Here is a 21,088-nt window from a genome sequence, read left to right as displayed (position 1 = left end):
CACCCCCGACAACCAACCGACGACCACTCGAGACCACGTGTCGGCCGCCTCACCGGCCGACGGAGGGAGATTCACCGTGCGATCACTACCGATGCGACGGCTGACACGCGTCGCAGGCGTCCTCTCCGGCGCGCTCGCCACGCTCCTCCACACGACAGGCCCCGCGGCCGCCGCGGTGACACCGGGTGGCCCGGTGTCCAACTCGTACTCCATATCGGGCGCGCCCGCTGAGGGCCTCGAGAAGCTCGCCTTCCCGCTCAAGGTGATCAGCCAGCCGAACGACGCGGGCTACTACTGGGCGCAGCAGTACTACTTCAAGTCCGGCCAGGTCGGCTACGTCGGACTGCAGCCGCGCGTCAACAGCGGCCTCGCGGTCTTCAGTGTCTTCGGCTCCGGCACCTCCACCACGCACCCCAACTGCCGCACCGGCGCGGACGGCGGCTCGGGGACGAGCTGCAGCGTGACCTATCCGTACGTCAAGGGCCGCTGGTACCAGCTGGAGATCATCAAGACCGGTACGGACAACTGGACCGGGTACGTCGTCGACACCAGCACCAACACCTGGACGACGATCGGGAGCTGGAACGTCTCGTCGTCGGCCGGACTGCTCAAGCCCAGCGGTGTCGGCTTCGTCGAGTACTACAAGTCGGTGGCCGACTGCGCCTCGATCCCGTACGGGCAGGCGGTCTGGGGCAAGCCGTTCGTCAGTCCCGAGCCCGGTACCGGCACCAACACGAGCGCGTACACCTACGGCCCCTGCAAGGCGAACGCCGGCTACAGCCTCAGCAACGGCGAAGTCACCATGACCAGCGGAGGCTGAACCACGCGCACGTCCTTGCCCGTGACCGCAGCCGCGGCCCTCGCCGCCTCCTAGCCATGCGGCTGCGGGCGGCGGGGCGCCAGGCGCGCCACGCCGCCCGCAGCACTACCCGGCCTGAAGTCCCGCGGTCCACAGGGTCTGTGGCTCCATCGCCCGCAGATCGCGCAGAACCGTCCTTCGCGGCGCAGCTGGGATCTCCGTGAAGGAGGCCACCGCGAGCACCCTGCAACCCGCGGCCTCGGCCGAGGCGACACCCGTCGGACTGTCCTCCACGGCGAGGCACGCCGCCGGGTCCACGCCGAGCGCCCGCGCCGCCGCGAGATAGGGATCGGATGCGGGCTTGGTACGAGGCGTCTCGCCTTCGGCGACCGTCGTACGGAACCGCTCCGTGCCAAGGAGCTTGAGCACCGCGTCCACCACGGGGCGCGGGGACGCCGAGACGAGCGCCGCGGGAATGTCCAGGTCCCTGAGCAGATCGAGGACTTCCAACGCGCCGGGCAACACCGTGGTTTCGGACTCGACGGCGGTCAGGAAGGCGGCGTCGAGTTCCCCGGCCACGGACTGCACACTGCGGTCGGTGCCGGAGACCTGCTGGAGATGAGCGGCCGTGTCGGCGACCGCGCGGCCCAGTACGAAGGGCAGGTCGGTCTCGCCCAGCTCGTGGCCGAGCCCGGCGGCGGTCTCCCGCGCGGTTCGCAGCCACAGCGCTTCGGTGTCGACGAGCGTGCCGTCCATGTCGAAGAGGACTGCGTGCGGGGCGGCGGCGAAGGGCCGTCCGTCCAGTGTCCAGTGCCGGTCGACGTGCCGGCCGAGAGAGGCGAACACCTGGGCGGCGACGTCGACATGGCGGACGGCGCGGGGGGCAGCTCCTGCCGCGATGCCGGGACCCGCGGCGATCAGCCAGGCGGTGCGCTCCTCCTCGGTGCGGCCGCCGTGCCCGCCCGCGTCCGCATGGCCGTGGTCGGTGACCACGAGAAACGTCCAGTCCTCGTTCTCGTACGAGGGCCGGGACCGCACCGCGTCGAGGAGCCGTCCGAGGCGCTCGTCGGCCGCCAGCACGGCGCTCTCGTACTCGCTGCCGCAGCCCAGGAAGTGTGCCGTCTCGTCAGGCGCGCCGAGGTAGACGAACGAGGCCTCCGGGTCGTCTCCGACCAGGACCCGTACGGCCTCCTCGGTGATCTGTGCGTCGCACGCGTCCCAGCCTTCGGGGGTGTGTGCGGTGGGCGAGACGTACGCGGTCCTCGCCGGGGCCTGGAAGAGCGGGCCCCCGCCGCGGGCGAGCATCAGAGGCTCCCAGCCGGCCGCGACGAAGGTGCGCCGTCCGTCCTGTTCCGCGAGCCGGGTCGCGAAGTCGGGGAAAACGGCCAGTCGGTGGCCGGTGAAATCGTTGCTCCACACGCCGTGCTTGGCAACGGTGACACCGGTCACGACCGTGGCCCAGCACGGCCCCGACATCGTCGGTGTGCCGTCGTCGATCCCGACCGGCGCGAAGAAGCCCTGCCGTGCGAGGGCGTCCAGGTGCGGGGTCGGCAGCCGGCTCAGGGTGTCGAGCCGCACGCCGTCGATGCCGACGACGAGGACGCGGCGGGCACGACCAGACATGACAAAGTCCTTCCCAGGTTCGATCGGAGTGGCCGGGTCCGGCCGCGCCCGTTGTCGACGGGGCGCTCAAGTCGTTCCGCTGCTGCTGACGGCTGGTCACCCAGGCGGTCGGCTGCTGCACGGCCGGCTGCTGCGCAGGGTGATCCGCAGGGCTGTCGGTCGTGCCTCCAGGGTGTGCCGGGGCAGCGTGCCGGGGCCACAGGACGCGGTGCCGATTCCGTGGTGCGCCGCGTCGAGGTTGACGTACACACGGCTGCCCGGCACCAGGTCGCCGTTGTGCCGGGTGGCGTCCAGGTGCTCACTGGTCCAGCGGCGTACCACGAGGTCGTACGAGGGTGCCCCGGCCAGCAGGAGCCCGCCGCCGTCGCCGGTCAGCCGGGCCCAGCGCACCTCCCGGCGGTTGCCGTTCTCCTGCGGGCGCACATACGGGGTCTGCATCTCGTCGACGGTTCGCCGGAACCGGCCGATACGGGCCGCGGCCGTCGTGTCGCGGTACGCCTCACCGGGCCCGGCGCCGTACCAGTCCACGGTGTCGATCCAGCCGGGCAGTCCCGTGCGCAGCCCGATCCGGGGCACCGGGCAGGGCCACTCGCCCTCCGGGGCGACCGTGAGGTGCAGCTGGAGCGAGGTGCCGTCCGTGCTCCAGTGGTACGTGGTCCGCATCGCGGCGTCGGTCCCCGCGGGCGCCACGCGTGTGGTCACGGTGAGACCGGTGCCGCCGATGTCGACGCCGACGACCTTGGTGGTGAGGCGGTGCAGACCGAGGGCGCGCCACTGGTCGGCGAGCCGGGCGCCGAGGCGGTCGTTGTCGGTGGGCGCGCGCCACAGGTCGAGTTCGGGGGCGTCGAGTTCGAGCTCGCCGACGGCCCGGAGCCGTCCGGTGGCGGCGTCGAAGCGACCGGGTCCGAGGATGAGCGCGGAGCCGTGGCGTGAGACGGGGAGCGAGCGCGTGGGCCGGCTCACCACCGCGGCGGTTGCGATGACGGCCTGGCCCCAGGCGATCTCGTGGCCGGCGCCCGCCCAGGGCTCCTCGGCGGCGAGGACGGCGGTGACGGTCAGCAGCCGCTCGCCGCCCTTGCCCGGCGGGAGGCCGGGCCATGGCAGGCTTGTGCGGGCGCCGGGTTCGAGCGGGGGCATGTCGAGCTCGCCCGCGGCGACCGGCTCGCCGGCTTCGTCGGCGCGCCAGCCGAAGCGCAGATGCGCCGTGTCACGGAAGTCGTGGCCGTTGCGGACGGCGACCGTGCGGCCGACGGGATCGACGGTGATCGTGACCGGCTCGATCACCTTCTTGTACTCGGTCAGACCGGGCGACGGCGTGCGGTCGGGGAAGACCAGACCGTCGGCGACGAAGTTGCCGTCGTGGACCGGCTCGCCGAAGTCCCCGCCGTACGCGAAACAGGATCGCCCGTCGGCGGTGCGCCGTGCGATGCCGTGGTCGATCCACTCCCAGACGAAGCCGCCCTGGAGGCGCGGATACTGTTCGAACAACCGCTGGTACTCGCTCAGTCCGCCCGGTCCGTTGCCCATGGCGTGCGCGTATTCGCAGAGGATGAACGGCAGCCCACGGCGGTGCGCGTCGAGGCCCGGGTCCTCGGTCATCGGTTCCTCGCCTCGGCCGATCAGCTCGGTCTCGGCGTGGTCGGCGTACATCCGGCTGTAGACGTCGACGTACCCGCTGTCCCGGTCGCCCTCGTAGTGGATGGGCCTGGACGGATCACGGGTGCGCGCCCACTCGGCCATGGCGGCCAGGTTCTCGCCTGTGCCGCTCTCGTTGCCCAGCGACCACATGATGACGCTCGGGTGGTTCTTGTCCCGCTCCACGACGCGCCGCATCCGGTCGAGGTACGCAGCGCGCCAGCGGGTGTCGTCGCTCGGGTTGCCGCGCCAGCCGACCAGCTCGAAGCCGTGGGTCTCCAGGTCGCACTCGTCGACGACCCAGAGCCCGAACTCGTCGCACAGGTCGAGGAATTCACTGCTCGGTGGGTAGTGGCTGGTGCGTACCGCGTTGATGTTGTGCTGCTTCATCAGCAGCACGTCGCGGCGCATCGTCGCGTACGAGAGGGTTCGCCCGGTCTCCGGGTCCCACTCGTGCCGGTTGACGCCGCGCAGCAGCAGCGGGCGGCCGTTGACCTTGAGGAGTCCGTCCTCGACGGCGACCCTTCTGAACCCGATGCGCACCGGTACCCGTTCGGACGGGGTGACCAGCTCGCCCTCGTAGAGGTGGGGTTGCTCGGCGGTCCAGGGGACGACGCCGGCCAGGGTGTGCGGCCCTGCCGGATCTGCGTCGACGAGTCCCAGGGCCGGCACGGTGAGCCTGGCCCGGGGCGAGGTCTCGACGGCGAGGGTGCCCGTCCCGGTGACATGGTCGTAGTCGGCATGCACGAAGAGGTCGTCCAGGCACCCCTCGGGCCTGGAGAGCAGCCGCACCGAGCGGAAGATGCCCGACAGCCACCACATGTCCTGGTCCTCGAGATAGCTGCCGGCCGACCACTGGTGCACCCGGACGGCCAGGACGTTCCGGCCCGGGCGCAGCGCCTGTGTGGCGTCGAACTCGGTGGGGACACGGCTGCCCTTGCCGTCACCCAGCCGTTCGCCGTTGAGCCACACGGCGAAGCAGGAGTCGACGCCCTCGAAGCGCAGCACGGTGCGGCCCGCGGGCCACTGCCCGGGGAGGGTGAACTCGCGGCGGTACTCACCCGTCGGATTCTCGTCGGGGACCCGGGGCGGATCGACGGGGAAGGGGTAGATGACGTTGGTGTACGCGGGCGCGCCCACGGTCTGCATCTGCCAGCACGACGGTACGGGCAGCCGCCCCCACCGGGTGTCGTCGAAGCCGGGGGCCTCGAAACCGGGGGTGAGGTCGTGCAGTCCGGCGGCTGCCCGGAAGCGCCACGCACCGTCCAGTTCCAGCTGCGGGGCGTCCGGTACGAAGGAGGCCCTGGGATCGAGCCGGCCGCTGCCCGGTGAACGGTCCTCGACATAGGCGGTGTCCGGTGCGGGGCTGTAGGTCATCCGGGATGCTCCTCAGGCCGAGCGGTTCAGCTCGTCGGGGCCGACTCCGTACGCGAAGGGCGCACCCTGCGCGTACCGCTCCACTTCATCGATCGCCCAGTGCGCCATGCGGCCGAGCTCGTTGCCGAGGGAGCCGGCGATGTGCGGGGTCAGCAGTACGTTGGGCAGGTTGTACAGCGGGGAATCCGAAGGCAGGTGGTCGGGGTCCGTCACATCGATGACGCCGTGGATCCGGCCCGACACGAGTTCCTCGGTCAGTGCCCGGGTGTCGACGAGCGAGCCGCGTGCGGTGTTGATGAGCGTGGACCCGTCCGCCATCAGCGCGAGCAGCCGCGCGTCGAACATGTGCCGGGTCTCCGGGAGTTCGGGCGCGTGGATGGACACCACATGACTGCGCCGTACGAGCTCGTCGAGACCGACGCACTCCACACCGAGGGCGGCGGCATCCTCCTTGTCCACATACGGATCGTGCAGCAGGACCTCCAGGTCGAACGGCCGGAGCAGTTCGATCACCCGTCGGCCGATCCGTGAGGCGCCCACGATTCCGATGGTGCGCAGATAGTTGCCCTGCCCGGCGAAGTGCGGGAAGAGGTCGAAGGGACCCCGTGTCTCGCGGTAGCGCCGCGCGGCGCCGAGGACCCGCTTGTTGGCGAACAGGATGGCGGCCAGGGTGAATTCGGCGACGGGCAGCGCGTTGGCGGCGGCCGCGGACGAGACGGCTATGCCCCGCTCCCACACCGCCTCGGTGACGTGGTGCTTGATGGAGCCTGCCGCATGGACGACCGCCCGCAGTCGCGGCATGAGCCGCAGTACCTCGTCGGTGAGCTGCGGCGAGCCCCAGTGGGTGAAGAGGACTTCGGTGCCGGCGAGCACGGCGGGATCGGCGGCGGCGTAGTCGGTGACCAGGAGCGACGTGTCCACCGCCGCGATGTGACCGAGCCGTTCGAGGGCGCCGCCGGCCAGCAGGGTGCGGTGGATCTCGCCGCCCATGGCGAGCACGGTGACCGGTCGCGGGCCGGCCGGGGTGCGGTCCGAGCTGTTCAGGACGGTGCCTTCCGGTACGAGCATCATCACTTCACCGCACCCGCGGTCAGGCCGGAGCGCCAGAAGCGCTGCAGGCCGATGAACGCGATGATCAGCGGGATGACGGCGATGAGCGAGCCGGTGATCACCAGTGAGTAGAACTCGGGCTGCTGGGACGTGTTGGTGTTCCACATGAACAGGCCGAGGTTGACCGGGTAGAGGGAGTCGTCGTTGAGCATGACCAGGGCGCCGAAGAAGTTGTTCCAGCTTCCGGTGAAGGAGAACAGGAAGATGGTCATGAATCCGGGGGCGAGCATCGGCAGCGAGATCCGGCTGAACGTACGGAGCTCTCCGGCGCCGTCGACCCGCGCCGCCTCGAGGACCTCGTTGGGTACGTATCCCTCGGAGAAGACCCGGGCGAGGTATACGCCGAACGGGTTGACCAGGGCGGGCAGCAGGATCGCCCAGTAGGTGTTGACGACGCCGACCTTGGAGGCCAGCAGATACATCGGCAGCTGGATCACCGTGGCGGGCACCAGGACGCCGCCGAGTACCAGGCCGAACAGCTTCTCCTTGCCCCGGAAGTCGTACTTGTCGAAGGCGTAACCGGTGGCGGTGCAAAGCAGCGCGGAGGCGGCCGAGCCGACCACCGAGTACAGCAGGCTGTTGCCGAACCAGCGCAGGTAGATGCCGTCGTTGAAGGTCAGGACGTCATGGATGTTCGCGAAGAGGTTGAAGTCTCCGAAGGAGAAGCCACCGGTGGCGAACAGGTCACGGTGATTCTTGGTGGCCGCGAAGAGCAGCCAGCTGACCGGCATCAGCATGTAGAACGCGGCGACGAGCAGTACTCCGTTGACGACGCCCTTGGAGAGCAGCACATGCGTCGGACTGCGCCGCCGGCCGGCCGCGGCGGGTCTGCGCTCGGAGGGAGCGGCGGGCGCCTGGGCGGGGGCGGATTCCTTGGTGACCGTGTGAGTGCTCATGCGGACTTCCACCGGTTTCCGAGCTTGGTGACGACGTACGAGAGCAGCACGCCGAGGGCGGCGAGCATCAGGGAAGCGGCGGCGGCGAGTCCGTAGTCGTGCTGGACGAAGCCGGCCTTCCAGATGAACAGGGTCGGCGACCACTCGGTGTCCACCGACGCGGTGCCCCGCTGGTTGAAGAGCTTGGGCTCCGTGAAGAGCTGGATCGCTCCGACGCAGGTGAACAGCACGGTCATGACGACCGCGGAGGCGATCATCGGCACCTTGATCTGCAGGGCGGTACGGATGGCTCCGGCGCCGTCGACGACGGCGGCCTCGACGAGCTCACGCGGCACGGCCTGCAGCGCCGCGTAGAAGATCACCATGTTGTAGCCGATCCACTGCCACGCGGTGAGGTTCACCATGGACGAGAGCACATGGTCGTCGCTGAAGAAGCTCCACGAACCGCCGAGGGCGCCGATCCAGTCGAGTACCGGGCTGAGGCCGGGCGTGTAGAGATAGATCCACAGGATCGAGGCGATCAGACCCGGCACGGCGTGCGGCAGGAAGAGCGCCAGCTGGAAGAACTTCCTGGCCCTGGCGACCGCGGAGTCCACCAGCAGCGCCAGTCCGAGCGCGGCACCGATCATGACCGGGATGTAGAGCGCGCAGTAGACCGCGATGTGCAGGAAGGACTCGCGGAAGCCCTGGTCGGACAGGGCGTTGGTGAAGTTGGCGAAGCCGGCGAACGCCCGCTCGGTGCCGCCGAATCCGAGCCCGGAGGAGGCGCGCTCCTGGAACAGGCTCATCCACACGGCATAGATGATCGGAGCCGCCATCACGGCGGCGAACAGCACGAAGAACGGAACGATGAACAGGGCCGCGGCTCCGCGCTGATTGCGCTTCAGCCGGGACGCGCTCGCGCGGGGGGTGCCGGCTCGTGATGGGCGCACGGCCTTGGCGAGTGGTGCTGCCACGGTGGGCTCCTTGGCGGATGGACGCTGCGGGGGAGGGTGGTCGACGGGGTCCGGCCGCGGTCAGGCGCGGCCGGACCCCGACGGGTCACTTGGCGAGCTTGAGCCCGCGGTCCTCGATGCCCGACTTCGCCTTCTGCTGGCCGGCCTCGACGCCGGCTGCGAAGCCGCCCTTGGCGGATGCGTCCTGCACCGCCGTGTAGACGTCCATCTGGTTCGGACCCCAGGTCCAGCCGGGGACGATGGTGTCGACCTGCTCGGAGGCGAGCTTGTAGATGTCCTGGCCCTTGAAGTACGCGGTGTCGAACTGGGACGCGGCGACCTCACGCATCTCCGGGTTGGCCGGCAGTGCGCTGCTGGGGGACTTCTTGTCGCTCAGGCGGGCCTTGACGGCGTCGCCGTTGGTGGTGACCCACTTGATGAACTCGGCGGCGGCCTCGGTGTGCTTGCTGCCCTTGAGTACGCCGTAGGAGGTGCCGCCGTAGTTGCCGATGGCGGGGGTGCCCCAGTTCGGCATGGGCGCGGCGGCCCACTTGCCCGCGAGGTCGGGCAGCGAGGTCTTCATGCCACCCGCCGACCAGGAGGCGCCGAGGAAGCTGAGCGTCTTGCCCTCCACCCGGGCCTTGGTCTCCTCCGGGCTCCAGCCGGTGAAGGTCTGCACCAGGTCGTCCTTGATCAGACCGTCCCAGTAGGTGGCGACCTTCTTGGAGCCGGCGTCGTCTACGGCGGGCTTCCAGGCGTCACCCTCGGTGGAGAACCACTTGCCGCCGGCCTGCCAGGACAGCGCGGCGAACAGCCCCGGGTCCGACTTGGGCATCGAGGCCAGTCGGACGCTCTTGTCCTTCTTCTTGACCTTCGCGGCAGCGGTCTTGAACTCGTCCCAGGTCTTGGGGACTTCGATGCCGTACTTCTTGAACAGGTCCGTGCGGTAGTAGTACAGCTGCGGTGCGGCGTCGAACGGGACCGTCCAGGTCTTGCCGCCGAAGTTCACCAGGTTCTGGATGGGCTCGGGAAACTTCTCCTTGACCGTGTCACCCGCGAGGTCGGTGAGGTCGACCAGATTTCCCTGGCTCGCGAACTCGGGGACCATCTGGTACTCGATGGTGGCGACGTCGGGGGCGTTGCCCGCCTTCACCGTGTTGGCCAGCTTGCTGTAGCCCTCGGTCGAGCTCGGGATCTCGGTGAACTTGACCTGGATGTCCTTGTGGGTCCTGTTGAACTCGTCGGCAGTCGCCTTGGCGCCCAGCGTCCAGGTCCAGTAGTTGATGGTGACCGGCTTGCCGTTCGACTTGGCGTCGGTCGAGCCGCCGTCGCCGCCGCAGGCAGTGGCGAGCAGCCCCAGAGCGGCGACGGAAGAGACGGCGGCTATACGGAACGAACGTGAAGTGCGCGGCATTGCACGGCTCCTACGGGACCTCGTACGGGAAGAGAGGCGAACGAGGGACATCATTTGCGCGATGCCGATCACAGTCAAGAGCGAACGCACACAACAATCAAAACGATCGAATCACGATCAGTTGGTGCTCACTTCGCCGGCCCCGCACGACGCCCGTACCCGTAGCTCAGGCAGCAGCTCGAGGTGCTGGCGCGGCGTCGGAGTCCGGCCCGAGGCGCGCTCCGCCAGTCGCTGAAGCAGCAGTTTCGCGGCCAGCTCGCCCACCGCCCGCTTCGGTGGCGCGACGGCCGTGAGCGGTACATCGGAGAGGCCCGCCACCTCGTCGTCGTACGCGATGAGGGCCAGGTCGGCCGGCACATTGATGCCGCGCTCCTGCAGCCTGGGCACCAGCACGATCGCGTCCTCGTCGCTGTGCACGAGCGCTGCCGTGACATTCCGTTTCTCGACCGCATCGACCAGGTACTGCACTGTCTCGTCGTACTCGCCATGCCCCCTGACCGCCGGTGATCCCGGCACGGGCGTCAGCCCGAGCGACTCCACCGCGGCCAGATATCCCGCGGTGATCTGCGCGGCATGCGGTCCTTCCTGCAGCACCGCCGCGACCGCCCGGTGCCCCAGTTTCGCGAAGTGACCGACCGCCACCGCGGCGCCGTGCGCCCGGTCCGTGCGTACGCGGTCGAGCCCCGCGGCGGGATTGCCGGCCGGTGCCGTGCGCTCGACGAGCACGGCCGGAACCGGGCATTCCAGCAGCCATTTCTCCTGGCCGTCGGCGGGTACTCCGCCGAACCAACTGGGCGCGATCAACAGCCCCTCGGCCCCTCCCGCCAGCAGATGTTCCGCCTGTACGGGGTCCTCCGTGTCGACATAGCCGGACATCCCGAGCACCAGGCGGCCGCCCTGGGCCTCCACGGTCTCGCGCGCCCCGCGCACGATGTCGGCGAAGATGAAGTTGGTGGTCGGCACGATCATTCCGATCACGGCGCCCTCGGTCGCCGGCGCCTGTACCGGCACCTCCGAGGCCTGCCCACCAGGCCACACCACGGCCCCGTGCAGCCGCTGCACCCTCCCCTGAGCCGCCAGCGCCTCCACATCGCGCCTCAACGTGACTGCTGAGACGCCGAGTTCGGACGCGAGCTCGGCGACCCGGAGGCTGCCGCGCTCCCTGACGAGCTCGAGCACCCGCTCGTGGCGCTGGTCGACATGCAGTCGCATGGGCTCCCCCTGTGGCAAGGCTGGACGGACAGACGCGGAGAGTGACTCCTCGCAGGTCACTGTACGCCCAATAGCGTATCGAGCGTCTGCGTTCAATACGATCGTCCGGGGGTGAAGGGGCGTCCGCCGACTCCTTCTGCAGCCACCCTCTGCGGGGACTGACGTACGCCGTTGCCCTCGCTGCGGCGGTGCCCGGAATCCGGTCGCGCCGACTCAGGGGAGCCGCAGATCAGGGCCCGTGCCGGATCCGGTACGGCCCTCGATCTGCGGCAAGCCGGTCAGGCCACGTACAGCGTGCGCAGGAACGCGGCAAGGTTGGTCCGGGTGCGCGCCACCTGCTCCTCCAGGGTCAGTGACTCCTTGAAGCGCCCGCCGGAGGCCGGGACCCTTCTGCCGCGGACATATAGCGAGCAGGCGAGGTCGGTGCAGATGTACACGCCGACCGAATTCCCCTCCCGTCCCGCCGGGCCCGTCTTGCGGGCGGTCATCAGCGACACCCCGCTCCCCGGGTGTGTGGTCAGGCAGAGCGAACACATGCTGCGGTGGAGAAAACCCCGCTGCTGGGAGGGGAACCGGAGGGTGATGCCGATCAGCTCGCCGTCGTGCTCGGTGACGATATAGCTGCGCCCCGGTTCGGCGAGATCGCGCCAGCCCAGGAAATCCAGGTCGTCCCAGGGCTGCTCGGCAAGATCCCGCGGCATCGGCAGACGCTTGGCTTCCCCCTTCGAGCAATTGACGAACGATGCGCGGATGTCCTGCTCACTCACGGCCTTCATGCCGAGGACGCTAACGATGCCTATGAGCCCTAGGCAAACGATTAATTGTCCTAGGTTAAGAGTCGCCTCCGGCAGGGGCGGCCACGACCTTCAGACAGTGGGCGGGGGGATGCTCGACGGGCAGTTCCGGGCGCCAGGCGGCGAGGATCTGGGCCGAAGGATCGAAGAGCGGCTCCGGCAGGTCGTCGAGGCCGGTCCACTGCCAGGTGCTGATCAGATGGGGTTCGGTGACCTGCGGGTTCTCCGCCCGCACGGTCACGACGGCCGCCATGGTCACGCGGTTGATACCGCCGACCACGTCGTGAAGCATGGCGAAGACCGTCACCCGGTCCTCGGTGACGTCCAGTCCGGTCTCCTCGCGGAGCTCACGCACGGCAGCCGCGGCGATCGACTCGTTCGTCGGGTCGACCTTGCCGCCCGGCAGTTCCCAGGTACCGCCGTGGTGTCTGCCGAGCAGGATGCGTCCCCGCTCGTCCTGCACGACGACGCCCACGCCGAGCGCCGCTTGGGCGACGGGCGGACGGGTGTTGCGTGTGGGGCTCTCGGTGGGTCGGGAATCCATGGTGCTCCTCGATGGCCGGGATCGTCGCGCCCGGTGCGAGCGGGCGCGACGATCCCCTGTGCGGTCGTCGGTCGGTGCGGTCGTCGGTTCAGCGGTCCTGCGACAGGGCGTACAGCTCGGCGAAGAGGCCGTCGCCGTAAGCCAGTTGGTCGAAAGTCCCTTCTTCCCGGATCCGGCCCCGGTCGAGGACGAGAATCCGGTCGGCCATCCTCACATTGTCGAGGCGGTGCGTGACGACCAGGGTGATCCGGCCCGGGGCCATCTCCCGCAGCGCCGTGAAGATCTGGTGCTCGCCCCGGGCGTCCATCTCGCTGGTGGGCTCGTCCAGAATGAGGAAGCCGGGCCCGCGGTACATGGCCCGTGCGCAGGCGAGGCGCTGCCACTGGCCACCGGACAGCTCGTGTCCGCCCCACAGGGAACGGGCGAGCAGCGTGTCCATCCCGTCGGGAAGGCCCTGGATCGGCTCGTCCATGCCGACACGCGCCGCCGCCTCCCACACCAAGTCGTCGCCGTGCTCCCGGGGCTGGCCCAGGTCGATGTTCTCGCGCGCGGCCAGCGGCCAGTGACCGCTCTGCTGCGGTACGAGCCCCACGTGCTGCCACACCGCTTCGGCGTCCGCCGTCGCCAGGTCGGTGTCGTCCCAGTGCACGGTGCCGCTGGTGGGCAGGGTCAGCCCGGTCAGCAGGCGTACCAGGGTGGACTTGCCCGCCCCGTTCTCGCCGACCAGCGCGACGACCTCGCCCCGGCGCAGGGTGAGCGACACCGGGTGCAGCGCCGGGGTGTCCTTCTTCGGGTAGCTGAATCCGGCCCCGGTCAGCCGGATCTCGCTCGGGGCCTGCGGTACGGCCGTGCCCCGGTGGGTGGTTAGATCGCGGGCCCGGGCGAGAAAGCGGTGGTAGTCGTCGAGGTAGAGACCGTGGTGGAACATGGCAGCGCCGTACCGGATCACGGAGTTGAGCGAACGACCTGCGGTCTGCGAGGCCATGACGGCCGTGCCGGCGATCGCCAGAGTCATCCGCCCGGACACGACCAGCCCGGCCAGCGAGGCCCACATCCCGACGGTGAACACCCCGCTCAGTGCGGCGGCGACGGCATTGACCCGGAGATACAGCGGCGCCGCGGCCAGCGCCCGACCCTCGACCCGGTCGCACATCGTGCGATACCAGAAATGCAGGTAGGGGCGCATGGTGTTGGCGCGCAGTTCGTCGGCGAGCGTCGGTGTCGTCAGGAACCAGCGCATCATGCCCCTCGTGTTGCGTGCCGAGACCGACGCGTCGAACACCCGGTAGTCGATCCTGGCGGCGATCACCCCGCCGAGACCACGCGGGACGACGGAGAGCAGCAGGACCACGAGCAGCAGGGGGTGCAGCACGGTCAGTACGGAAGCGGCGGTCACGAGCTGGACGAGCCCGTTGGTCATGCTCTTGGCGTCCTCCGCGAGATCGACCGCCCGCATCGCTCCGATCTCCGCGGCCTGGCTGCGGTCGGTGAACCCCTCCTGGTCGTACGCGGACAGCTCGACCCGCATATGCGTGTCCACCATGGTCAGATCGGCGGCCGACGCCACCTGCGGATTGAGCCGGCGCGTCGCCCAGTCGGCCACCAGCCAGGCCGTCGAGCCGACCCCGAGCGCGACGCCCGCGACCGTCAGCGCGGGCCACGCGCGGTGAAGACCGGCCGCGGCGTCCGCCGAGCCGAACAGCGGCCCCATCGCGTCCGCCACCGAGGCGAGCATCACGGCCGTTCCGACGCCGGAGAGCAGTTGGCAGAGCAGCACGGTCACCACCATGTGCCGGTCGACCGACCAGGCCAGCCGAAACGTACGGCCGAGCGCGGCCGGGATACGGCGCGCCATGTCCCACAGGGTCGCGTCCTGCATCGCGTTGGCGTGCACCCGTCCGGTGAAACTCAGTTCCGGGGGTGCGGCGGGCCGTGGTGCACCGGGCTTCGTCCTGCCCTCCTGGTGCGGGACGGCGGCGGTGGGACCGGTCGGCAGCGGCTTCTCCAGGCTCATGCCCACCACCCCGAGACCGGGCCGGCCAGGGTCAGGCGTGGAACTGATGCAGCGTCAACCCGATGCCGGGGAAGCAGGGGAGGCACCGGAAGCGGATCGAACATGAGATGAACACGCTGAAGGGCGCGTACGGAATTCATTGTTCCTCCTGAGTCGCTTCGATCGGGACGAGCGACCGGAGAACGCAGCTGATCACGAGGTCGTCACGGAGGGACGAGAGCGAATCGTCGGCCTGATGTTCGAGTTGGAGGCGTGTTCCGGAGTACGGCTGGGCGAGCGGTCGTAATCGGACGTTCGATTCACCCGTGCGGTGGGAAGTCACTCGATCGAGGCATTGACCGGGATGTGGCCAGGACCCGGCGGCCCTTGTCCGCCCGCCCCGCGACGGCTGCTCATACGGTCAGCCGCAGAGATGTCGCCGAGATTCCGATGCGCACGGTCTGACCCCATGTCAGTTCCAGTGCGTCGCCCTCCATTCCGTCGCCGAAGACCGCCACCCGGTCGGACTCGACGGTGAGACGCAGACGCTGGTCGTGTCCGAGTTCGCCCGCCACCAGCGAGGTGCCGGTCGTGGGCGACGGCCAGGCCTCGCGTACGAACCAGACCAGTCGGGGGTCGGTCGGGCCGGGCAGCGTCAGAGCGCTCCCGCGCTCCTGCCAGAGCGAGCGCAACCAGCCGGTGGAGCCGGTGCCGGTGCCGACCAGGACGCCGGAGGACGCCTGCGGTTCGGCGGGGGAGCCCTCGGCGTCGGGGCCGAGCCGGTACCGGGCCGTCTGGTGACCTGGCGGGCCCAGATAGATCTCATTGAGTGCGAGGAGGTGCTGGGTGTCGTCGGCGACGGCCTCGACCATGGTGAGATCGTCCGTCGTGCCGCCGGGGGACGCGGCCGCCCGGAACAGGGCGGCCGCATCGCCGGGACGGTGGCGCACCAGCACACCCGGGTTGCGGCCGGGGTCGGTGTCGATGCCCACAACGGGCTGGCCCGAAAGGTATTTGGCGACGTTGGCGACCAGCCCGTCCTGCCCGACGACGACCACCACATCCTCGGGCCCGAAGAGGAAGCGGTCGAGATCCGCGCGCTCCACCCGGGACTGGCGCCACTGCAGCGGTACGGCTGCCGCCACATCGGCGAGCGCCTGCCGGGCCCGCGCGTGCCGCCGCGCCACCTCCTGGATGGACCGGCCCCGGGAGGACAGGAAGAACTCCGCCTGGCCATGCGTGCCGTGTCGGGCGAGCAGCTCCTCGTACTCGGTCGTCCGGTGCACGAGCACCGCCCGGGGCGCGAGGCTCACGCGCGCGCCTCCGGGTCGGGCCGGCCGAGCCGGGTGAGCAGTCCGGTGAGGACGTCGGGGGAGAGGGTGACGCTGTCGATACGCGGCAGGTTCTCGGCGAGCCGGCCGGCGGCGAGGGCGTGCAGCGTCCCGGTGTCCACCTCCGCGTGCACCCGCAGCCAGGCCGCCTGCGACTCGGCGCGAGCGGCGCCGACTTCGCGGGCGGCTTCCGCCTCGGCACGGGCCAGGCGCACCTTGCGCGCCGCTTCGGCCTCGGCGCGCACCCCGTCGGCCGCCGCGTTCTCCTCCGCCTCGCGGCGGGTGTTGGTGCCCCGCTGCTCGACCAACTGCTCCTCGCGGCGGGCGAGTTCGATCTGACTGGCGAGCTCGTTCTCGGCGATGGTCCGCTCACGCTCGACCGCCACGGCCCGGCGTTCGTACGTGGCCCGGTCGGCCTCCTGCTGGATCTGCTCCCGGGCGGGGGTGCGCAGGGCGCGCTCCACCTCGGCCTCGGGGCGGATCGCGACGACCCGTACGGCGACCACGTCGATGCCGGTGGCGGGTAGTCGGGGCTCGGCCGCAAGTCCCTCGGCTACCCGGTTCCGTACCGAAGCGACTCCGTCGACCAGTGCCCCGGCCAGCGGGGTGCGTGCCAGCACGTCCAGGGTGTGCTGCTGGGCGGTCTCGGTGAGGAGGGTGGTGATCTGCTCCAGCGGCGCACCGCGCCAGACGCCGGTGTCAGGGTCGACGGAGAAGTCGAGCCGGGCGGCGGCCTCGGCCGGGTCGCTGATCCGGTACGTCACGGTGGCCTGCACGGTGACGTCCTGGAAGTCGGACGTACGGGCGTGGAAAGCCATCGCCAACTCCCGGTCGTTGACCGGAACTTCGGAGAGCGCGGCGCTCAGTGACCGGTACCAGAAGCTCAGTCCGGGCCCGTCGTGCGCCAGTTGGCCGCGCTTGTGGTGGCGGATGTGGGCAGTGGGTGCGGAGCGCAGATGGCGCCAGCCGAACCGCTTGGTGATGTCGGCCATGTCGGATCCCCCTTAATTCTCGTCATTGAGACGATAAGGGGGGTCATTAATATCGTCAAGAGGACGAGAATGGTTCAGGGTGCGAGTCTCGACGTCGACCGCCCTTTGCGGCGAGGAACCTGGCCGGCACCTCGCCACCCCCGTGCACCGCCAGATCGGCGCCGTTGACGTACGGAGCGAGGCCGCCCGCCAGGTAGAGACAGGCGCGTGCGACATCATCGGGCACGGCCATCCGCCCCATCGGAATGACGCCCGCCACCGCCGCACCACCGTCCTCGCCGTACACCGACGCCGCGCTCGCGGTGCGGATCAGCCCGGTCGTGATGTGGTTGACGCGCACCTTCGGCGCCCACTCCAGGGCCAGCGCCCGGGTCAGCGCCAGCAGTCCGGCCTTCGCGGCCGTGTATGCGGCGGTGCCCGGCTGCGGGGTGTGGGCGGAGACGCTGCCGATGTTGACGACGGAGCCGCCGTCCCGCTGGCCCTGCATGATCCGGTTCGCCGCCTGCGCCACATAGAACGGGGCCAGCAGATTGAGCGCGACGACCTTCTCGACGAACCGCGGCGACACGGTCGCCGCATCGGCGTCGGGGGAGCCGCCCGCATTGTTGATCAGGACGTCCAGCCGTCCGAACCGCTCCACGGCGGCGTCGACAAGACCGGCAGCCGCGGCCGGGTCCCGGACGTCGACGGACCGGAAGTGAGCCGTCCGCCCACCGGCCCCGGGCAGTGCCGGCGGCTGGTTGCGCCCACAGACCATGACCTCTGCGCCCGTGGCGAGGAACGCCTCGGCGATCGCGGCGCCGATGCCCTTCGTGCCGCCGGTGACGATGACCGCTCGCCCCGTGAAGTCGATGGGATTGCCGATGCCCATGGTCCACCCCTGCTGTTGCCGAAGTGCGTGCCGATCGCGACAGCAATCTACCAATCGTTTGTTTGATAGATAGTGGCCGGGACCGGACAGCTGTCGAGGGAGACGGGCATGCGAAACGCGGGCGGCCGGTGACTCCCGAAGAAGTCACCGGCCGACCGGACGGTGCGCCGCCCCCGTCCCCACGGTGCGGCGCCGGCGGGCCCTCGTCATCCGCTCGGACGACGGCCCACGTTCATCAGGACCCGGTCGTTGCCGGATCCAGTCCGAGTGACGGAAAAACGGCGCTCTCCACGAAGCGGGTGAGATATGCCTCATCCGCGATCTTCGCCTCCAGCAGCGGCCTGGCGCGCATCACGCCCAGCAGCTGCGCGGAGACGAACTCCGCGCCCGTGTTGTCCGCGGTGATCTCGCCGCGCTCCATGCCGCGCCGGACCATGGCGTCGATCGCCGCCAACTCGGGCAGGACCAGCGCTTCACGCAGGGCGCAGAGCAGCTCCGGGCTCTGCAGCGCGGCATGGCTCAGTGCATGCATCAGCGGTGTGTCGCGTCCGGCGCGCCCGCCGATGACCCGCGCCGCCTCGCGCAGATCACCGGCGAGCGTGCCCGTGTCGATGTGCGACAGCAGCATCTGCCGCGTGCTGTGCAGTGCCGCGACGACCAGCTCCGGCTTGGAGCCCCACTGCCGGTAGAGAGTGGACTTCCCGCACCGGGTGCGGGACGCGACCCCTTCCATGGTGAGGGACTCGTAGCCACTCTCCCGGAGCAGTTCGAGCACGGCCGTATAGAACTCTTGCGCCCGCTCCGGCGTGATCTTCGAGCGGCGCGGCGTGTGAGCCGGTTCCTGCACGGAATCGTGCGACGACATGTGCTGTTCCCTCTCTGCGACTGTGCGACGAGGTCCATCGATACGCCAGTGTACCGAAACGCCGCTGTTCCGATACGTTCGCGTATCGGTACACTGGCGTATCGATGCGTCATGGAGTCGACCATGCCGCCGTAACACCGCTTCGTCAGCAAAGGGGCACCGGGTGATGTACGCCCGCAGTGAGCCCGCAGATCGGGAGCCGGACACTTCTGCCCGACCGCCCCTCGTGCGCGAGCTCCTTCTCGTCGTAGGACTCTTCGCGATCTACAAGCTCGGCCGCCAGGCCGCGAGCGGTCACGTCGAGGAGGCGTACCGCAACGCCGGACACGTCTGGGACTTCGAACGCGCCGTGCACCTGCCGGGCGAGGGCGCCGTACAAGGCGCGCTGCTGCACAGCGAGACGCTGGTCCACCTCGCGAACACCTACTACGCGATCGTGCACTTCCCGGCCACGCTGCTCTTCCTGGCCTGGCTCTACTGGCGCCGGCCCCTGCACTACGTCTGGTCGCGCCGGATCCTCGCGGTGCTCACCGGGGCCGCGCTCGCCCTCCATCTGCTGTTCCCGCTCGCTCCGCCGCGGATGCTGGCCGCCGCCGGCCTCGTCGACACCGGGCAGGTGTACGGGCCGACGGTGTACGGAGCCACCCCGGCCACCGACTCGATGGCCAACCAGTTCGCCGCGATGCCCTCGCTGCACTTCGGCTGGGCGCTGATGGTCGCGGTCGGGCTGATCGTCGCCACGCGTTCGCGGTGGCGGTGGCTCTGGCTGCTGCACCCGCTGGTCACACTGCTGGTGATAGTCGGCACCGCCAACCACTACTGGCTCGACTCGATCGTGGTCAGCGCGTTGCTCGCCGTCGCGCTCGCGGCGCTGCGGCTGGAGCGGACGGTGCCGGTCCGGGTACTCACTCCGTGGCCGTCCGGTGCCGGTGCGGCCGAGCCCACCGTCGCCCCGACCGCGCTGCCGATGTCCCGTATCCCCGATCCGGCCGTCTCCGAGGCGTACGCCTCGTCGTCCGGAGGCCGGCCATGAACGCCACGCTGACAGCCGTCGCGCTGTCCCTGGTCTCCGCCGTCGCCTATGCCTCGGCCGCCGTGGCGCAGGCCCGGCTCGCGGGGCGCAGCGAGCCGGGCGCCGGAGTGTTCCGGATGCTCGGGCGCGCGGCCTGGTGGTCGGCGGTGGCACTGAACGCCGGTGGAGCGCTGCTGCATGTCGCGGCGCTGAAGTACGGCCCGCTCACCCTCGTTCAGCCGCTCGGCGCACTCACCCTGGTGGCGGCCGTTCCGCTGGGCGCACGCGCCGCCGGACGCCGGGTCACCGGCACCGAATGGCACGGCACGATCCTCACCCTGCTCGGCCTGGGCGCCCTGCTCCTCACAGCGGGCGGCACAGCCCCGCACGAGACGCTGAGCCTGGGCGAAGCGCTGGCGGTCGGTGCGGCGACCATGGCGGTCGTCGCCGGACTCAGCCGCCCCGGGACCCGTCCCGGGCTGCGGCACGCGGCGGCGTCCGGCATCACGTCCGGTGTGGCCTCGGCGCTCACCCAGACCCTGACGGTGGCGGCCACGGACCACACGGGCCCGCTGTTCAGCTGGCGCCTGGTGACGGTGGCGCTGCTCGTCTCGGCCTTCGCGATGGGCGGTCTGCTCCTCGCCCAGACCGCGTACCAGGGCGGTCTCGGCGCGCCGCTCGCCGTGGTCACCCTCGCCAACCCGGTCGCCGCCGCGGTCATCGGTCTGGCCCTGCTCGGCGAACGCCTCCAGGGCGGGACGATCGCACTGATCCCGGCACTGCTGGGTTCCGCCGCCGCGGTACGCGGGGTCGTTCTGCTCAGCCGCGCCCAGGGCGAGACGATGTCGTTGGCGGACCGGGCCAGGACGGAACCGGAGCCGAGCGCGCAGTCCCGGGTCGTGATCGGCAGCCCGCGGACGAGGGACGACCGGCTGGTCCTCAGCCCGGAACCGGGAGGGACGCGGGTCGGCGGGCCGTGACGCGGGTGGGACGAGGCGGGGTGGCGGCCCGGTCGCGAGCGGCCCGCCACCCCACCCTGATCGGCAGCCTCGGTCGACCGTCCTGATCAGATGTTCTCAGGGCTGCCCTCATGGGCCGGACGGACCCGCCGGTGTGGCCGAACCGGTGTCCTGCGCCAGAGCCCGGGTCAGCCAGCCGATCCAGAAGTTCTCCAGATCGATTCCGCCGCGCAGCACCAGATGCCGCAGCCGGTCCCCCTCGGAGTCCCGACCGGGTGGGAAGTCCCGCTTCTCGATCGCCAGATACTCGGCCAGCTGCTTCTCGTGCAACGCCAAGTGGCGGCGCAGCTCCGCGGTGAGGCCCGGTGCGCCGACCACCGCCGCCGCTCGCATCCGCAGCAGCAGCGGATCACGGATCTGCTTCGGGTCCTCCGCGAGCGCCACCCAGGCGGCCAGCGCCTCGCGGCCCGCGGGCAGCACCTCGTACTCCTTCTTCCGGCCACGGGCCGGCTGGGTCGACGGCAGGGCCCGGATCTGTCCGGCCTCCTCCAGCTTCCCGAGTTCGCGATAGATCTGCTGGTGCGTGGACGACCAGAAGTAGCCGATCGACCGGTCGAACCTGCGAGTCAGCTCCAGCCCCGACGACGGCTTCTCGAGCAGGGCGGTGAGGATCGCGTGCGGGAGTGACATGGGACGCATCCTAAGGACGGCGCCGCGCCCGGAGCC

General features: G+C 70.3%; 18 protein-coding genes. 3 read left to right on the top strand and 15 right to left on the bottom strand.

What is annotated here, in order from left to right; all coding sequences use genetic code 11:
• Positions 1 to 76: 76 nt before the first annotated feature.
• Entirely contained in the window at positions 77 to 820 is a 744-nt protein-coding gene (locus tag OHA88_RS09930; RefSeq protein ID WP_328625167.1) for a DUF3472 domain-containing protein, read from the top strand.
• Positions 821 to 925: 105 nt separating this feature from the next.
• Here the strand turns inward: OHA88_RS09930 and OHA88_RS09925 are convergent, their stop codons facing one another.
• The 14 genes from OHA88_RS09925 to OHA88_RS09860 all read right to left on the bottom strand — a co-directional run bounded on the left by OHA88_RS09925 (position 926) and on the right by OHA88_RS09860 (position 18,391).
• The gene (locus tag OHA88_RS09925; protein WP_328625166.1) at positions 926 to 2,422 is read right to left on the bottom strand and encodes an HAD-IA family hydrolase; all 1,497 of its coding nucleotides are present in this window, start codon (positions 2,420 to 2,422) and stop codon (positions 926 to 928) included.
• A gap of 96 nt (positions 2,423 to 2,518) precedes the next feature.
• Positions 2,519 to 5,434 (bottom strand): glycoside hydrolase family 2 TIM barrel-domain containing protein, encoded by a 2,916-nt coding sequence (locus OHA88_RS09920; protein WP_328625165.1) that lies wholly within the window; start codon positions 5,432 to 5,434, stop codon positions 2,519 to 2,521.
• A gap of 12 nt (positions 5,435 to 5,446) precedes the next feature.
• Positions 5,447 to 6,505, bottom strand: a complete 1,059-nt coding sequence (locus tag OHA88_RS09915; protein ID WP_328625164.1) for a hydroxyacid dehydrogenase — start codon at positions 6,503 to 6,505, stop codon at positions 5,447 to 5,449.
• Complete coding sequence (locus OHA88_RS09910; protein WP_328625163.1) at positions 6,505 to 7,440, bottom strand: carbohydrate ABC transporter permease; 936 nt, start codon at positions 7,438 to 7,440, stop codon at positions 6,505 to 6,507. The genes OHA88_RS09915 and OHA88_RS09910 overlap by 1 nt, the downstream gene beginning before the upstream one ends.
• Positions 7,437 to 8,396, bottom strand: coding sequence for a carbohydrate ABC transporter permease (locus OHA88_RS09905; protein ID WP_328625162.1), 960 nt, complete (start codon positions 8,394 to 8,396; stop codon positions 7,437 to 7,439). Before OHA88_RS09905 ends, OHA88_RS09910 begins: the two co-directional genes overlap by 4 nt.
• Before the next feature lie 85 nt (positions 8,397 to 8,481).
• Positions 8,482 to 9,789: an ABC transporter substrate-binding protein gene (locus OHA88_RS09900; RefSeq protein WP_328625161.1), complete on the bottom strand. Its 1,308-nt coding sequence runs from the start codon at positions 9,787 to 9,789 to the stop codon at positions 8,482 to 8,484.
• Between the two features lie 117 nt (positions 9,790 to 9,906).
• On the bottom strand, positions 9,907 to 11,001 hold the full coding sequence (locus OHA88_RS09895; RefSeq protein ID WP_328625160.1) for a substrate-binding domain-containing protein: 1,095 nt from the start codon (positions 10,999 to 11,001) through the stop codon (positions 9,907 to 9,909).
• Positions 11,002 to 11,279: 278 nt separating this feature from the next.
• Entirely contained in the window at positions 11,280 to 11,777 is a 498-nt protein-coding gene (locus tag OHA88_RS09890) for an FBP domain-containing protein (RefSeq protein WP_328625159.1), read from the bottom strand.
• Positions 11,778 to 11,832: 55 nt separating this feature from the next.
• A complete protein-coding gene (locus OHA88_RS09885) occupies positions 11,833 to 12,339 on the bottom strand; it encodes a nucleotide triphosphate diphosphatase NUDT15 (RefSeq protein ID WP_328625158.1) in 507 nt (168 codons plus the stop codon).
• 88 nt (positions 12,340 to 12,427) lie between these two features.
• Complete coding sequence (locus tag OHA88_RS09880; RefSeq protein ID WP_443044204.1) at positions 12,428 to 14,353, bottom strand: ABC transporter ATP-binding protein; 1,926 nt, start codon at positions 14,351 to 14,353, stop codon at positions 12,428 to 12,430.
• 392 nt (positions 14,354 to 14,745) lie between these two features.
• On the bottom strand, positions 14,746 to 15,645 hold the full coding sequence (locus tag OHA88_RS09875; protein ID WP_328625157.1) for a hypothetical protein: 900 nt from the start codon (positions 15,643 to 15,645) through the stop codon (positions 14,746 to 14,748).
• Positions 15,642 to 16,655 carry an SPFH domain-containing protein gene (locus tag OHA88_RS09870; RefSeq protein WP_328625156.1) on the bottom strand — a complete coding sequence of 338 codons (1,014 nt, stop codon included), beginning with the start codon at positions 16,653 to 16,655 and terminating at the stop codon, positions 15,642 to 15,644. Before OHA88_RS09870 ends, OHA88_RS09875 begins: the two co-directional genes overlap by 4 nt.
• 55 nt (positions 16,656 to 16,710) lie before the next feature.
• Positions 16,711 to 17,526 carry an SDR family oxidoreductase gene (locus OHA88_RS09865; protein WP_328625155.1) on the bottom strand — a complete coding sequence of 272 codons (816 nt, stop codon included), beginning with the start codon at positions 17,524 to 17,526 and terminating at the stop codon, positions 16,711 to 16,713.
• 235 nt (positions 17,527 to 17,761) lie between these two features.
• Positions 17,762 to 18,391, bottom strand: coding sequence for a TetR/AcrR family transcriptional regulator (locus tag OHA88_RS09860; protein ID WP_328625154.1), 630 nt, complete (start codon positions 18,389 to 18,391; stop codon positions 17,762 to 17,764).
• Between the two features lie 166 nt (positions 18,392 to 18,557).
• Between OHA88_RS09860 and OHA88_RS09855 the strand changes: the two genes are divergently transcribed.
• The gene (locus OHA88_RS09855) at positions 18,558 to 19,424 is read left to right on the top strand and encodes a phosphatase PAP2 family protein (protein WP_425897478.1); all 867 of its coding nucleotides are present in this window, start codon (positions 18,558 to 18,560) and stop codon (positions 19,422 to 19,424) included.
• Complete coding sequence (locus tag OHA88_RS09850; RefSeq protein ID WP_328625152.1) at positions 19,421 to 20,383, top strand: hypothetical protein; 963 nt, start codon at positions 19,421 to 19,423, stop codon at positions 20,381 to 20,383. The genes OHA88_RS09855 and OHA88_RS09850 overlap by 4 nt, the downstream gene beginning before the upstream one ends.
• A 108-nt stretch (positions 20,384 to 20,491) precedes the next feature.
• On the opposite strand, the gene OHA88_RS09845 is transcribed toward OHA88_RS09850, so the two are convergent.
• The gene (locus OHA88_RS09845; protein ID WP_328625151.1) at positions 20,492 to 21,052 is read right to left on the bottom strand and encodes a PadR family transcriptional regulator; all 561 of its coding nucleotides are present in this window, start codon (positions 21,050 to 21,052) and stop codon (positions 20,492 to 20,494) included.
• Between the last annotated feature and the right edge of the window lie 36 nt (positions 21,053 to 21,088).

The organism is Streptomyces sp. NBC_00353 (assembly GCF_036108815.1).
GTDB lineage: Bacteria > Actinomycetota > Actinomycetes > Streptomycetales > Streptomycetaceae > Streptomyces.
Note: the sequence above shows the minus strand (reverse complement) of the source record. Positions and strands in the feature narration are given on the sequence as shown.